This is a genomic window from Amycolatopsis sp. MJM2582 (assembly GCF_000754115.1).
GTDB lineage: Bacteria > Actinomycetota > Actinomycetes > Mycobacteriales > Pseudonocardiaceae > Amycolatopsis > Amycolatopsis japonica.
Genome location: NZ_JPLW01000003.1, coordinates 569127 through 584272 on the forward strand (window position 1 = coordinate 569127; position 15146 = coordinate 584272).

14 protein-coding genes are annotated in these 15146 nt (G+C 68.4%); 9 read left to right on the top strand and 5 right to left on the bottom strand.

What is annotated here, in order from left to right; genetic code table 11:
* Positions 1-39: 39 nt before the first annotated feature.
* Positions 40-1986: a transcription termination factor Rho gene (gene rho / locus ED92_RS21410; protein ID WP_037341378.1), complete on the top strand. Its 1947-nt coding sequence runs from the start codon at positions 40-42 to the stop codon at positions 1984-1986.
* Between the two features lie 375 nt (positions 1987-2361).
* Here the strand turns inward: rho and ED92_RS21415 are convergent, their stop codons facing one another.
* Entirely contained in the window at positions 2362-2907 is a 546-nt protein-coding gene (locus ED92_RS21415; RefSeq protein WP_037341380.1) for a hypothetical protein, read from the bottom strand.
* 223 nt (positions 2908-3130) lie between these two features.
* On the opposite strand from ED92_RS21415, the gene rpmE reads away from it, so the two are divergent.
* Together rpmE and prfA are read left to right on the top strand one after the other, a co-directional pair.
* Entirely contained in the window at positions 3131-3358 is a 228-nt protein-coding gene (gene rpmE / locus ED92_RS21420; protein WP_007028345.1) for a 50S ribosomal protein L31, read from the top strand.
* Positions 3359-3453: 95 nt separating this feature from the next.
* A complete protein-coding gene (gene prfA, locus ED92_RS21425; RefSeq protein ID WP_037341383.1) occupies positions 3454-4524 on the top strand; it encodes a peptide chain release factor 1 in 1071 nt (356 codons plus the stop codon).
* Between the two features lie 11 nt (positions 4525-4535).
* On the opposite strand, the gene ED92_RS21430 is transcribed toward prfA, so the two are convergent.
* Entirely contained in the window at positions 4536-5024 is a 489-nt protein-coding gene (locus ED92_RS21430; protein WP_052120779.1) for a hypothetical protein, read from the bottom strand.
* Positions 5025-5061: 37 nt separating this feature from the next.
* Positions 5062-5799 carry a hypothetical protein gene (locus tag ED92_RS21435; protein WP_037341384.1) on the bottom strand — a complete coding sequence of 246 codons (738 nt, stop codon included), beginning with the start codon at positions 5797-5799 and terminating at the stop codon, positions 5062-5064.
* 144 nt (positions 5800-5943) lie between these two features.
* Between ED92_RS21435 and ED92_RS21440 the strand changes: the two genes are divergently transcribed.
* Positions 5944-7671, top strand: coding sequence for a hypothetical protein (locus ED92_RS21440; RefSeq protein WP_037341386.1), 1728 nt, complete (start codon positions 5944-5946; stop codon positions 7669-7671).
* A gap of 4 nt (positions 7672-7675) precedes the next feature.
* On the opposite strand, the gene ED92_RS21445 is transcribed toward ED92_RS21440, so the two are convergent.
* Together ED92_RS21445 and ED92_RS21450 are read right to left on the bottom strand one after the other, a co-directional pair.
* A complete protein-coding gene (locus ED92_RS21445) occupies positions 7676-9109 on the bottom strand; it encodes a hypothetical protein (RefSeq protein ID WP_037342512.1) in 1434 nt (477 codons plus the stop codon).
* A gap of 31 nt (positions 9110-9140) precedes the next feature.
* A complete protein-coding gene (locus ED92_RS21450; RefSeq protein ID WP_037341388.1) occupies positions 9141-9926 on the bottom strand; it encodes an alpha/beta fold hydrolase in 786 nt (261 codons plus the stop codon).
* A 59-nt stretch (positions 9927-9985) separates the two neighbouring features.
* On the opposite strand from ED92_RS21450, the gene ED92_RS21455 reads away from it, so the two are divergent.
* From ED92_RS21455 to ED92_RS21475, 5 genes are all read left to right on the top strand, one after another.
* Positions 9986-10333: a MerR family transcriptional regulator gene (locus tag ED92_RS21455; RefSeq protein WP_037341390.1), complete on the top strand. Its 348-nt coding sequence runs from the start codon at positions 9986-9988 to the stop codon at positions 10331-10333.
* Positions 10334-10341: 8 nt separating this feature from the next.
* Complete coding sequence (locus tag ED92_RS21460) at positions 10342-10890, top strand: HD family hydrolase (RefSeq protein WP_037341392.1); 549 nt, start codon at positions 10342-10344, stop codon at positions 10888-10890.
* 84 nt (positions 10891-10974) lie between these two features.
* Positions 10975-11841: a peptide chain release factor N(5)-glutamine methyltransferase gene (gene prmC, locus ED92_RS21465; protein WP_037341394.1), complete on the top strand. Its 867-nt coding sequence runs from the start codon at positions 10975-10977 to the stop codon at positions 11839-11841.
* A gap of 189 nt (positions 11842-12030) precedes the next feature.
* Positions 12031-14016 (top strand): M6 family metalloprotease domain-containing protein, encoded by a 1986-nt coding sequence (locus ED92_RS21470; protein WP_037341396.1) that lies wholly within the window; start codon positions 12031-12033, stop codon positions 14014-14016.
* A gap of 444 nt (positions 14017-14460) precedes the next feature.
* Complete coding sequence (locus ED92_RS21475) at positions 14461-15111, top strand: L-threonylcarbamoyladenylate synthase (RefSeq protein ID WP_037341398.1); 651 nt, start codon at positions 14461-14463, stop codon at positions 15109-15111.
* Positions 15112-15146: the final 35 nt, after the last annotated feature.

Below are 15146 nucleotides of genomic sequence, written 5' to 3' on the forward strand. Positions count from 1 at the left end.
GATCCACCTGGAGGCGTGGATCGGTCAGGAAGGACATTTGTGAGCAACACCGATCTTTTGAGCGACGTCGAAGGTGGCGCCGCCGAGTCGAACGGCGTCGTCGCTCCCAAGCGCACGGTCGGCGGATTGACCGGCAAGACCGTCGCCGAACTGCGCTCGATCGCTGGGGACCTTGGCATCGGCGAGACGACGGGCATGCGCAAGGGCGATCTGATCGCGGCCATCCGCGAGCGCCAGGGCAAGACCAAGCGCAAGACCCCCGCCGCGGCGAGCGAAACGCTTCCGCTCGAGGGGATCGACGCACCGCGCAAGGCCCCGAAGGCCGAAGCGCCCAAGACCGAGGCCCCGAAGCAGGAGGCCCCGAAGGCGGAAGCCGCTCCGGCCGAGGCTCCTCGTGCGGAGAAGGCCGAGAAGGTTTCGGAGAACGGCGCCGCGCCCGCCGCCGAGCGGCCCGCGCAGCAGGACAACGGAGCGCCGCAGGACGGCCAGCCGCAGCAGGAAGAGGGCGGCCGCAGCCGTCGTCGTCGCGGCTCCAACCGCGCCGCGGGTTCGCCCGAGCAGGGCGGCCAGCAGCGTGAGCGTGGCGACCGCGGCGAGCGGGGCGACCGCGGTGACCAGGGCGGCAACCGTCAGGGCAACCGCGACGGCCGTGGCCAGGACAACCGCCAGCGCAACCAGCAGGGCGGCGGCCAGGACAACAGCCAGCGCCAGGGCCAGGGCCCGCAGGGTGACGACGACGAGGAAGGCGGCCGTCGCGGCCGTCGCTTCCGCGACCGTCGCCGCCGGGGTTCCGGCGGTGGCCGCGAGCAGGGCGGTTCGCCCGACACCGAGATCCGCGAGGACGACGTCCTGCTGCCCGTCGCGGGCATCCTGGACGTGCTCGACAACTACGCGTTCGTGCGTACCTCGGGCTACCTCGCCGGGCCGAACGACGTGTACGTCTCGCTTTCGCTGGTCCGCAAGTACGGCCTGCGCCGCGGTGACGCCATCACCGGTGTCGTGCGCCAGCCGCGTGACGGCGAGCAGCAGCGGCAGAAGTTCAACCCGCTGGTGCGCGTCGACTCGATCAACGGCCTGGAGCCGGACGAGTCCAAGCGCCGTCCGGAGTTCACCAAGCTGACCCCGCTGTACCCGAACGAGCGGCTGCGCCTCGAAACCGAGCCGCACAAGCTCACCACCCGCGTCATCGACCTGGTGATGCCGGTCGGCAAGGGGCAGCGTGCGCTGATCGTTTCGCCGCCGAAGGCCGGCAAGACGACGATCATGCAGGACATCGCGAACGCGATCTCGACGAACAACCCCGAGTGCCACCTGATGGTCGTGCTCGTGGACGAGCGTCCCGAAGAGGTCACCGACATGCAGCGGTCGGTGAAGGGTGAGGTCATCGCCTCGACCTTCGACCGCCCGCCGTCCGACCACACCTCGGTCGCGGAGCTGGCCATCGAGCGGGCGAAGCGCCTGGTCGAGATGGGCCACGACGTCGTCGTGCTGCTCGACTCGATCACCCGTCTGGGCCGTGCGTACAACCTGGCGGCCCCGGCGTCCGGCCGGATCCTCTCCGGTGGTGTCGACTCGACGGCGCTGTTCCCGCCGAAGCGGTTCCTCGGCGCGGCGCGCAACATCGAGAACGGCGGCTCGCTGACGATCTTCGCCACGACGATGGTCGAGACCGGTTCCACCGGTGACACGGTCATCTTCGAAGAGTTCAAGGGCACCGCGAACGCGGACCTCAAGCTCGACCGGAAGATCGCCGAGCGGCGCGTGTTCCCCGCGGTGGACATCAACCCGTCCGGTACCCGCAAGGAAGACCTGCTGCTCTCGCCGGACGAGCTCGCGGTCACCCACAAGCTGCACCGGGTGCTGCACGCGCTGGACTCGCAGCAGGCCATCGACCTGCTGATCTCGCGTCTGCGCAAGACGAAGACCAACATCGAGTTCCTCATGCAGGTCTCGAAGACGGCCCTCGGCTCGAACGACGACGACTGATCCTTTCGGTCTAGTACATGAAGGCCCCCTTCCTTGCGCCAGGCGCAAGGAAGGGGGCCTTCATGTACTTCCGGCGAAGTCGTGTTCGCCAAGTTCAGAGGCGCAACCGAACGCTGGCTGGCCCTCGTGAGTGGTAATCGGCGTGAGATGGGCGATCATGCGTGATCAGGCGGCGATCACGCGTGATCAGAGACGGATCTCGCGTGATCAGACGGCGTTCACGGTGTTCGCCGCCTGATCACGCGAGTTACGTCTTCGCTCACCGTCCCGCTCAGGCACGATCCCGCACCCAGATGCGCGTGAAGGCCCCCTTCCCTCGGCTCAGCCGAGGAAAGGGGGCCTTCACGCGCTGTCGGGGCGCCTCAGCTCACGAGATCAGCGGTGCGGAACGGCCGCGGGGGTCCAGCCGCGGTAGTTGTTGAAGTAGTGCACGCTCGACGCGTGGCCGATCTTGCCGCCGATGCTGGAGGCGTAGATCCCGCCGGAGCCGTCGGCGATGCCAACGTGACCCCACTGGCTGATGTTCCAGTACACGAAGGAGCCCTTCGGCGGCGTCCCGGTCGTATGCTTCGGGCTCGCGCCGTTCCAGTGCGCGTTGGCCGAGGCCCAGACACCGGTCGTCCCGTACGCGTTCTCGACGGCCTTCTCGCAGAGGCCTTGGTACGCGGTGGAGCCCATGTGGTTCTTGAACCACTGGACGGCGCCGGCGGGCGTACCGTCACCGGCACCCTGGATGGCCAGGTCGCCCTCGGGCACGGTGGTGAACGTTCCCGCGGCCGGGTTGATGTCGGCGGCGGTGATGGTGGCGCCCGCTTCGGGGGCGGCCGGAGCAGCCCCGGCGACCGGAGCCACGGCGAGGGCCGCGATGGCCAGCGCGGCGACGGACGCCGGCTTCGCCACCTTGGCGAGGATGGTGCGCATGATCAATACCTCCTGTTGAGGAATTACCAACAGTGAGGACGGTCCCGTGATCAAGTACAAATTTCGTACAACTCAACGTTGATAGTTGATAACTCAACGTGTTGGAATATGCGGGGGCGGGGGTGCGTTGACGCCACTGCCAGCACATCTGGCAAAATCACCCGCTGAAGTCCGGCACCGGTTCACCCCGCTCGGGGACCCGGGGCCAACGAGAGAGGACACCATGAAAAGCGGTATTCACCCCGAGTACGTCGTCACGCACGTGAACTGTGACTGTGGCAACGAATTCACCACGCGCAGCACCAAGACCTCCGGCAACCTCCACGTCGAGATCTGCTCGAACTGCCACCCGTTCTACACCGGCAAGCAGAAGCTCATGGACACCGGCGGCCGCGTCGCGCGCTTCGAGGCTCGCTACGGCAAGCGCAAGAAGGCCGAAGACGCCAAGTAGCTTGAACGACGGCGCCTACCCGCATGTCCGGGTGGGCGCCGTTTTCTTTGGTGTTGCAGCCTTGGTTTTGTCAGGGTCCGTTGAGAGGTGGAGTGGTGGATTCGAGTTCGCTGAAGGGTCTGCTCGAAGAGCACGCCCAGCTGGAAGAGCAGCTGGCCGACCCGTCCGTGCACGCCGACCAGGCGCGCGCCCGCAAGCTCGGCCGCCGGTACGCGGAGCTGAGCCCGGTCGTCAAGACGGTCCGTGAGCTCGACACCGCCCGCGACGACCTCGAGACGGCGAAGGAACTGGCGGCGGAAGACGCCGCTTTCGCGGCCGAGGCCGAGGAGATCTCTGCGAAGATCCCCGTGCTCGAGGCCAAGCTCACCGAGCTGCTCCTGCCGCGTGACCCGTATGACGGCTCCGACGTGGTCATGGAGATCAAATCGGGTGAAGGCGGCGAGGAGTCGGCGCTGTTCGCCGGCGACCTGCTGCGCATGTACCTGCGCTACGCCGAGCGTCACGGCTGGAAGGCCGAGGTGCTCGACTCGGTCGATTCGGACCTAGGCGGCTTCAAGGACGTCACCGTGTCCATCAAGAGCCGGTCGGCCGAGGCCGACGGCGTCTGGGCGCGGCTGAAGTTCGAGGGCGGGGTGCACCGCGTGCAGCGCGTGCCCGCCACCGAATCGCAGGGCCGTATCCACACCTCCGCCTCGGGCGTGCTCATCTACCCCGAACCCGAGGACGTCGAGGTCGAGATCGACCCCAACGACCTGCGGATCGACGTCTACCGCTCCTCCGGCCCCGGCGGCCAGAGCGTGAACACGACCGACTCCGCCGTGCGGATCACGCATATCCCCACCGGCGTGGTCGTCTCGTGCCAGAACGAGAAGTCGCAGATCCAGAACCGCGCCCGCGCCCTGCAGGTGCTCCAGGCCCGCCTCCAGGCGATCGCCGAGGAGGAGGCCGCCGCGAAGGCGTCGGACGCGCGCCGTTCGCAGGTCCGCACCGTCGACCGCTCCGAGCGGGTCCGCACGTACAACTTCGCCGAGAACCGCATCGCCGACCACCGGGTGAACTACAAGGCGTACAACCTGGACCAGGTCCTCGACGGCGATCTCGACGGCGTGTTGGACGCGCTCATCACCGCGGACCGCGAGGAACGGCTCGCCGCCCACGCCGGCTGATCCGCGCCGTCCTAAGGAATCTCGAAGTTCTTGGAAACCGACAGCAAATAGTCGCCCGGTCGTACTCCCAGGTCCTTTTCGTCGAATCTGCTGAACATCGCCGTCACCGCTGTGCCGGCGACACGAATCACCGACTGGCGATCGATGTGGTACGGCTCTTCGATCGAGTACCCGACATGGGCATTGTCGAGGGCGGCTCGGAACTCGTGTTTGGTCACGGTCGATTCGTGCGGCCCGCCCTCGGGGGTCAAGGGTGACGGCACGGAAAAGGTGTGCCCTGGCCATGTTTTGAGTGTGATGGACGAAACCCGGTCGCGGGTGACGTCCAAAGACAGGCTGTCCCAGCGGTAGGGATATCCATCGGCTTTGCCGCCGAGCAGACGGATCGCCGGATGGGGATGACCCGGACCCAGTACGGCGGAGGCCGCTGCCAGCGTCATACCGCCGTGGATCGGCCCGACGCGGCCGGTGCCGGCGAACTCGATCAGCAGGTTCATCATGCCGCGATGCTAGCCGGAGCCGGATTTCTCCGGGCCGCTAACCCGGCTCGGTGTAGAACGGGTCGTCCTCCAGCGCGGTGTGGATCGCCCGGACGGACATACTCACGTGCGAAAGCCTGTCGGTCACCTCGTGCGTCACCCGGCTGAGCGCTTCTTCGCCGCTTTCCCCGGCCAGAGCGGGAAAAGCCGACAGCAGCACCGCTTCGCAAGGGCCCGCGTCCGTGCTGATCCGGACCAGCGACGCCGAAAGGTCGGTCGCGGGGCGGCCGCACAGGTCCACGGCCAGCCGCAGGTCGCCGGTGGGGACGTAGAGATGCACCCGTGAAATGACATCGGTTTCCGCGCGCGGAGTGAAATCGTGCCTGGTGACGTACGCGGGTTCGCGGGGATCGGTGCCGCCGACGGACGCCATCAGCGAATAGAGCGTGAATCCGTCCGCCGGGGTGTCGTAGGCGTCGTAGCTTCCGTATTGGCCGGTCTCCGGCGTGCCGTGGATTTCGAAGAATTCCGCATTCAGACCGAAGTGGAAAAGCGCGGGTACCGCGGCGCGATGCAGTGTTTCGGCGGGATCTTCGCCGTCGGCCGGCGGCGTGCGATAGCCGACCGACACCAGGAATCCCGTCCAGCCGCCTTCCGGGTCCGCCCGGCAGATCTCCAGCTCGGTGGCCTCGAACTCGCCGATGAGACGTTCGCCCAGCGCGGCGGCCGCGGCGAAATCCTCGGTTTCGATATTCGCCGATATCCGCGTGACGACTGTCGTTTCCCGGAGATCCATGACTGTTTCTTGAGCCCTTCGGCGCGTACGGGTTCGTTCAGCCTACGGGTGGCGGGGAGCGGCGTCCGATCGGGCCTGTCGTCGATTCCCGGCTTCCGCTACGGTCCCTGGTCGATAAGGGGAACCCTTCCCGGGAGAACACGAATGGAAAGATCGTTTCCGGCGACCCGGAAACGTGTTCCGCGAGCTCTCGTTCTCGTCGCCGGAACGGGACTGCTGAGCGCGGCTGTCGTCGCGAGGATCGGCCGGTTCGGGTTCAACCCGACCGACCAGGGCTTCGTGCTCGCCCAGGTGTGGCGCGTCCTGCACGGCGAGATCCCGCAGGTCGATTTCCTCGGGCCGAGGCCGTTCGGTTCGGCCTATCTGCATCTGATCGATCATCTCGTCCCCGCGCCGCTGATGATCGGCTCGGGTTTCGTGATGATGGTGCAGCTGACCGTCGCCACGGTCGCCCTGGTCGCGTTCCTGACCGGGACATCGCCGCTGGACTGGGGCCCGACGCGGCTCGGGCTGGTCTTCACCGCCGTCCTGGTCGGCCTGAACACGTATCCGGTGATGGCCTGGCACACCGTCGACGGTGTCTTCCTGGTCGCGGTCGGCTGGTGGCTGCTCGACGGTGGGCTGCGCTCGGGCTCGCGATGGCGGCGTCTGGCCGGCCTGTTCTGCCTTGGGTTCGCGGTGATCGTCAAGCAGAGTTTCCTGTTCGCGGTCCCGATCGGGGTGCTGATCCTGCTGTTCCACCCCGCCGCGGCGCCGAGAAAGGTGCCACGTCTGCTGGGTGACCTCTTGATGCTCGGCGCGGCGCCGTTGCTGTACTTCGGCATGGTCACCGCCACCGGAGGTCTGCGGTCGGCGATCACGCAACTCTCCAGCGGCACTCAGACCTGGGGTGAAGGCCTTTTCCGGTTCTGGACGGCGGAATTCGCGGGCCGGGCGGACCCGCGGACGTATTTCGTCCCGGTGCTGCTCGGGATATGCGTGCTCGCCGTGGCGTGGTCGGCCCGCGACCAGTTCGGTGAGCCGGGCCGATGGCTCCGTGGCGCGACGGGCTTGTGCGTCGTGGCGGTCATGGTGTTCGTCGTGGCCGACGGCGGCTTCGAGCACGCGGGCGGCTGGCCGGTCACCCTGCTGTGGCTCTTCCTGGCCGCCGCCGTGCTCGACGCCGTCGTCCGAAGACGGTTGCCCTGGCGGTACCTGGCGGTCGCCGTGCTCGGCTGGATGGCCAGCCTGTCCTGGGGTTACCCGCTTCCCGGCCTGCTGACCGGGATCTTCGCGCTGGGAGTGCTGGAAGCGGTGCCGCCGCCGCGTCCGTCCGAGTCCGCGGGCGGGGTCTTCGCCGCGGCCGCGTTCGTGCTCGCCGGGCTGCTGCTGATGTCCGCGCACGACAAGGCGCCGTACGCGGACCGGCCGCAGGGCGAACTTACGAAGGATCTGGGAGACATCGCCCCGGCGCTGCGCGGCGTCCGCACGAATCCCAGCGTGTACACCTACGTCGCCCAGATCCGGGGCTGCCTCGACCGTTATCCGGCGTCGAAGGTCGCGGTCCTGCCGGACAATCCGTTCGTCGCCCCGATCTTCGAGGTCCGCAACCCGTTCCCGCTGGACTGGCCGTTGCCGATGGAACTCACCGGCGACAGTCCGGAAAGGATGGTGGAGGCGGCGGAAAACCTTGCCCACGAAGGGGATTACCTCGTGCTCTTCCAGACGGTGAAAGCCGTTTCGCTGACCGCGGGCGCCCCTGTCCCCGAAGCCGTCGGCCCGGACGCGCGGACGGTCGCCTACACCGGAGTGGAAAAGCGGATCCAGGACGAGCTCACGGGCGCGAGGGTCGCGTGCGGCAGCTTCGCCGGATTCTGGGAACCGGCGCGTTGATGTCTCAGGCGGAGAGGGACGCCGTCTCCGGCTCGCGTTCCTCGGCCGCCGGCGGTTCTTCCTCGCGCTTCGGCAGGAACGAGAGCGCGGCGAAGGCGGCGGCGAGCAGGGTCGGGTAGATCGTCAGCTGCTGGTGCTTGACGTTCTCGATGCCTTCCGCGAGGCCGGACACCAGGATCTGGCCCATCGCGAAGAGCAGGAACATGAGCACCACGATGCCGACGTCGCGGCGTCCGGTGCGGTTGCGGAAGGCGCGGAGGCCGGCCCATCCGATGAGCAGCCAGATCGGCAGCAGGGCGAACAACCCCAGCGGCGCGAGCCAGCCGGTGATCCCGGACAGGACCGGGACCCGGTACTCCTTGGCGAGCGGCGGCTGCCCGGCGTGCTCACCGAAGCTGCCGAGGTTCGGTACCCGCGCGGTCAGCGTCTCCTGCGCGGACCGGTGCAGCATCTCGACGACGCGCACCGGGTGGTCGAGGTAGTACTGGGCGACGTTGCGGCGGCTGATCTTGTCGCGGTACTTCGCGTACTCGGGGTCGCGCCAGGCCGCGTTCGCGCTCCACCAGCCCGTGCCGACGTACTTCGCGAACTCGGGCGGGAGGCCCAGTGCGGCGAGGTCACCGGTGGTGTCGTGTTTCCCGTCGACGATCCCGTTGAACACGACGTGGTACATGTTGGCCTCGCGGTACTCCGCGTTGGCCGAGTCGCCCGCCCCCTGCACCAGCGCGGTACCGGTGCCGACAATGGCGAGCACGGCCAGCGGCAGCGCCCACCTGGCCAGGCCGCGGCTGCCTTCCGGCCGGACGAACAGCAGCGCGAGCGCGAACAGCGGGATCAGCAGCAGCGTCTGCGACTTCGCGTTGATCCCGATCATCGCGCCGAGCACGGTGACCGCGGCGCCGGTGTAGCGCCAAGGCCCGGTGCGGTGCATGAGCAGGAGCCCGCCGGCGAGCAGGAGCATCCCGACGAAGGCGGCGCCCTCGCTCAGCACGGAGGCGAAGTACCCGAAGAAGGCCGAGTCCGCCGCGACCAGCAGCAGCGCGGCCGTGGCGATGACGCTGTTCCGGACCGAAAGGCGCAGGCCGACGACGATCGCGGCGATCCCGCCCGCGACCAGCAGACAGCCCAGCACACCCAGTACCAGCAGGTTCAGGATCGCGGACGAGCCGAGCAGCTGCCCGATCTCGCTGGCGATCTTGTCGATCCAGCTCTGGCTGGAGATGTACTCGCTGTTGCAGGCCGGGGCGGGGCCGTAGGAGAAGCGGACGAAGTATTCCGAAGGCCGGTCGAGCTCGCGAGCGCCGAGCTGGCACAGAATGCGCCAGCCGTCGCCGTTGTCCGCCATGCCGATCGGACGTGGGACCAGGAAACGGACGAGGAGCACCCCGAGCGCGGCGAAAAACACGCCCAAGGTCAGTCGGATTTCCCGGATCTTCACCCGCGTCACCTTAGAAGATTCCGCAGCGTGATCAGTTCGTACCCTCTCTAACACTTGCGGAGAGGAACTTCTGGATCACGCCGAGCCATTCGTCGCGGGCCTCGACGCCGATTCCGTGCCCGGACTCGATCTCGACCAGTTCGGCGCCGGGGATCCCGGCCGCGAGTTCGCGGGAATGGACGGGCGGGGCGAGCCCGTCGAGTGTCGTGGCGATGACGAGCGTGGGGACCGAGATCCCGGCCAGCTCGGCACGGGTGTCGACGCTCGCGACGAGGCCGACGTGTTCGGGACTCCCTTCCGGGATGAATTCGGCGAGACCTTCGATGGCGGCTTCGAGTTCCGAAGGCGACAGCGCGTTCAGGTGCTTTTCGCCGGTGGCGGCGAAGGTGAGGAACTTCGCCAGCAGCTTCCGGTCGCCGCCGAGCAGTTCGCGCCAGATGTCGACGGCCAGCAGGAGCCGGTTGTCCGGTTTCGTGAACCCGGCGGTCAGGATGAGCCCGGTGACCCGATCGGGGTGCCGGGTGGCCGCGCGGACGGCGACTCCGGTGCCGAGCGAGTAGCCGAGGATCGCGAAGCGTTCGAGGCCGGCGTCGACGGCGATGGAGACCAGCTCGTCCGCGACGGAGTCGAGGTCCAGCGGCTCACTGCTGCGCGGTGTGGCCCCGGAACCGGGGTAGTCGGGGCCGACGACGGTGTGGGTGCGGGCGAGGTCGTCGAGGATGCTCCCGAAGTTGCCCTCGACGCCGCCGCCACCGCCGTGGGCGAGCAGCAGGCCGGGACCGGAACCGCGGACGACGTGCGCGAAATGATTCGTCATGCCGGCGACGTTAGGTACTGACATCGATGTGAAGGTCAAACTCGGATGACGGGGGTCACATGCTGATCGGCGAGCTGTCCAGGCGGACCGGCGTGAGCCAGCGGCTGCTGCGCTACTACGAGGAGCAGGGGCTGCTGGTTTCGCGGCGCGATTCCAACTGCTACCGCACCTTCGACGACGACGCGGTCACCACCGTCCGGCAGATCCGCGCGCTCCTCGCGGCCGGGCTGAGCACGCACGTCATCGCCAAGATGCTCCCGTGCGCCACGGGTGAACCGCTCGAGCTGGACATGTGCCCGACCGTGGTGGCGGAGATCCGCCGCGAACTGGCCGAAATGGACGACCGCATCGACACGCTCCGGCAGCGGCGCGGGACACTGGCCGGATATCTCACCGTCGACGCGTAGGAGAACAGTTGGACGCCCTGGCCAGATTCGGCTTCGAACTGGGTGTGCTCAAGCGGATCCGGCGGGCCGGATGGTGGCAGGCCGGCGTCCGCGATCCCGAATCGGTGGCCGAGCACACCACGCGGGTCGCGCAGCTGGCCGGCCTCCTGGCGGCCGAGGGCGGCGCGGATCCGGCGAGGGCGGCGTATCTCGCGCTGTGGCACGACACGCAGGAGACGCGGACGGGCGACCTCCCGCACACGATCAAGGGTTTCGTCGAGAAGCCGGATCCGCGGGCGATCACCGCCGCGCAGACTTCGGCACTGCCCGGCGCCGCGCGTGACTCGGTGCGCGACGCCGTCGACGAGTACGAGTCCGCCGAAAGCCCCGAAGCACTCTACGCGCGCGACGCGGACAAGCTCGAAATGTTGCTTCAGGCCGTCGAGTACCGCGACATCGGTGTACGGAACGTGGACGAATGGATCGCTTCGGCGACGAAGAGCCTTCAGACCGACCTAGCGCGGCGGGTGGCTGAAGCGGCGCTGACGTTGTCCTCGCTCTCGTGGCGGGTGCGCTGAAAGGAATCGATACCCTGAGCCCGCGTGTATCGACCCCGGCACGCGTGCCTCGTGTGTCAGGCTTGACTCTGTGAAGGAACACCAGTGAACCGGCAGCCGTTGCGCCTCGCCATCATGGAAGCGACCCGCATCCTCACCGAGGCCGGAGTGGCGTCACCGCGTTCGGACGCGGAACTGATCGCCTCCCACGTCCTCGGTGTCGATCGCGGCCGCCTGCCGATGGTGCCGCTGGTGGACCCGCCCGTCATCGACGCGATCGGCCAGCTCGTGAACCAGCGGGCCAAACGGATCCCGCTGCAGTACCTCACCGGCTGGGCCGCGCTCGGCGACATCACGGTCAACGTCGGCGCCGGGGTGTTCGTCCCGCGCCCGGAGACCGAGCTGCTCCTGGAATGGGGCCTCAAACTGCTGCACGGGCGCGAGTACCCGGTGGTGGTCGACCTGTGCACCGGCTCGGGCGCGCTGGCGCTGGCCGTGCAGCACGCGCGGCCGGACGCGGTCGTCTACGCCGTCGACATCGACGCGCAGGCCCTCGCGTGGGCCCGGCACAACGCCGACGTCCACGCCGACGCGGGGGACACGCCCATCCGGCTGTACTCCGGCGACGTGGCGGACAGCACGATGTTCGCCGAACTCGACGGCCTCGTCGACCTGGTCCTGTGCAACCCGCCGTATGTCCCGGAAGGCACGCCGGTGCCGGCGGAGGTCGCCGAGCACGACCCGCCGCGGGCGGTGTTCGCGGAGGAGAGCGGGCTGGCGGTGATCCGGCACGCGATCGCGGCCGCCGCGCGTCTGCTGCGCCCCACCGGCGGGATGGCGATCGAGCACGACGACACGCACGGTTCCGCCGTCCCGGCGCTCGTGCGGGCGCGGCGGGTGCTCACGGACGTGCAGGGTCACCTCGACCTCGCCGGGCGCCCGCGTTTCGTCACCGCCCTACGCGTCTCCTGACCCCCGCGTTTCGTCCTCTGAATGCGGTAGTTCGTGGTGCGAACCACCGCATCCAGAGGACGAAACGCGGGATGGAGCAGGCGGATAGTTAGCGAGACTCACGACTTCCGGCGGTGCCCAGGACAAAGCCCACCTCCTAACGTCGATCACGGCCGCCTCATCGGCGGTCCGACTGGGAGGTGTACCCCGATGCGATCGTCTCTCCGACGAGCCCCACTCAGAACACTCGCCGTCCTCGCCACCGTCGCGCTACTGCCGGGTCTGGTCGCCCAGCCCGCGTCCGCCGCGGCGCCGGTCCGAGGCTGGCCCGCCGCGATCGACGGGTCGACCTGGGAGAACCAGGACCACATGACGTGGGACGACTACCGCAAGCCGCCCGGCACCAACTGGGCCGATCCGGCGCTGAAGCCGACCAAGCGGATGTTCAAGGGTGCCGTGGTGCTCGCGGACTACCCGGATCAGGAATTCGCCGTCACGCAGCCCCCGCGTTCGACGGTGTTCGGCAACCCCGGCCCCGCCGCGAGCAACATCCCGCGCGCCGAAGTCGCGAAGTTCTACCAGGACTTCCTCAACAAGCCGCAGGCGCTCAACCAGGGCCACACGATCAACGAGTACTGGATGGAGGACTCCGGCGGCAGGCTGGGCGTCGAACTGACCGCGTTCGGCCCGTACCGCCTGCCCGGCAAGTCCTTCGAGTACGGCATGGAGTTCCAGCCCGACGCGTGTCCGCCGGGCGCGAACTGCAAACGTGACCTGCGCGCCGACGCGGGTGCCGCCTGGCGGGCGGACGTGGGCGACGTGTCCAAGCAGTTCGACTTCGTCTTCTATCTTTCCGCCGGCCAGGACGAGAGCTCGACCTGGCAGGAATTCGGCGTGATGAAGTTCGGCGAAAAGGAGAACGTCCCCGACGCGTTCGGCCCCGGCGTCGCCGGGATGCCGAACGCCGCGTCCACCCGCTACGTCCCGTGGACGTCGTGGAAATCCGCGGCGAGCATCTGGCCGAACGCGGTCACCGGCTCCTCGACCCAGGCGGAAAGCTCGGGCCAGGGCGTCTACGCGCACGAGTTCAGCCACATCCTCGGCATCGGCGACAACTACAACAACCCCTTCGGAAACCCGCCGTCCCGTACCTACACCGGACCGTGGGAAATGATGTCGCGCGGCAGCTTCAACGGCCCCGGCGGACCGCACACCCGCTGGCAGATCCCGGCGACGCAGGGCGGCTCGATGGGCTCGCACCACATGCTGCGCACCAAGATGAAGCTCGACATCATCGACCCCGAAGACGTCCTGAAACTCGACCGGAACTCCCTCGCCAAGACCGGCCCGGTGTCGGCCAGGATCACCGCGCGTTCGGTCCTGCCGGGACAGGGCGCCTACAGCGGTATCAACATCGCGCTCACCGGCGGGGACCTTTCGCCGAAATGCGATCGCTCGAAGGATCCGTTCTGCGACGGCGGCGGCTACAACAACTACACCGTCGAGGTCGTCGACCGGATGGGCAGCGATTCCTTCGCCCCCGATTCCGGTGTCCTCATCGCGAAGACGAAGAACCAGGACAACGCGCCGTTCGAATGGATCGTCGACGCGAACCCGGCCGACATCGGCATGATCGACTACAAGAAGCCGGACGGCACCCCGGTGCCGATCCCGATCGGCGACTACCGCCAGCTCAACGACGCCGCGTTCAAGGCGGGCACCGGCTCCGCGAGCAAGTACGAGTACACCGACGAGGCGAACAGGTTGAAATTCCTCGTTTCCGACGTCGAGCGCGACCGCAAGGGCGTGCTGTCCTACGTCATCACGGTGGCTTCGCTCGACGGCTCCGGCTCGCAGGCCAGGGGCGTTTCGCTGTGGCCGTCGGCCCCGGCGTTCGCCAAGCAGGGGCTCGCGACCTGTTCGTTCCCGGTGTTCAACACGGGCGACGCGAAGGGCGCGGCGGCGCCGTTCAACACCGACACCTACCGCCTGAGCGCGTCCACCAGCGCGAAGGGCTGGGAGGTGCGGCTGCCGAACGAGCTGTCCACCGTTCCGTTCGGCGGCCGGTCTTCGGCGACCGCGCACGCCAAGCGGGCCGCGGGCGGTGACCACGTCGCGCACATCAAGCTGACGGCGACGTCGATCGCGGACCCGGCGAAGACGGCGACGTCGGTCTGTACCGCTTTCGCGTTCTGACGGTCGCTCCGGATGTCATGAAAGGGCCGTTCAGGACGGAAAACGTCCTGAACGGCCCTTTCATGACGCTGGGCTCGGCTGGGTACCACGGGTTGCGCACCTGAAGCCGAGTACATGAAGGCCTCCTTCCTTGCGCCAGGCGCAAGGAAGGAGGCCTTCATGTACTCGGGGAAGGCGTGAAGGTCGAGTTTCCTCGGCTGAGCCGAGGGAAGGGGGCCTTCGCGCGCAGTCACTGTGACTGCTGGGGCTGCCAGCAGTCACTGTGACTGCTGGGGCTGCTGTCGCACGTACGCCGCATGCGGCGTACCTGAAGGTAGTGAAGGCCTCCTTCACTACCTTCAGGGTAGGCAAGGAGGCCTTCACGACCGCCCCGGCCGAGAACACCCGGCCGAGACGGGCACCTTTGGCGAGCCCCGCCACACCGCAGCGCTACGCTCACTGGCCATGAGCGCGGTGTACGACTGCAGCAAGCACGAATCCCGGGCCGACGGGCTCGCCGCGGCGGCGAGCGCGGTGCGCTCCAGCCGTCTGGTCGTCCTCCCGACCGACACGGTCTACGGCATCGGCGCGGACGCCTTCGACGGCGGCGCCGTCCAGTCCCTCCTGCGGGCCAAGCACCGCGGCCCCGACATGCCGGTCGGTGTCCTGGTCGGCTCCTGGTCCACTGTGGACGGACTCGTGCTCGGTACGCCGCCGCAGGCCCGCGCGCTCATCGAGGCCTTCTGGCCCGGCGACCTTTCGATCATCCTCCCGCACGCCCCGAGCCTGCAGTGGGATCTCGGCCAGTCACGCGGAACGGTGATGCTCCGGATGCCGCTGCACCCGGTCGCGCTGGAACTGCTGCGCGACGTCGGCCCGATGGCGGTTTCGAGCGCGAACGTGTCCGGCCGTCCGCCCGCGACCACCGCGCAGGAAGCGGTCGATCAGCTCGGTGACAGCGTCGCGGTGTACCTCGACGGCGGCTCGTCCGGCGAGCCCGTTCCGTCCACGATGGTCGATCTCACCGGCGACGACCCGGTCATCCTGCGGGAGGGCGCGGTCAGCCGCGCCGCCGTCGCGGAAGTACTGGGTGTGCCCGCGGAGTCACTGGCCTAGGACCGTCGGCCGCCGTATCCCCCGCACGCGGTAGC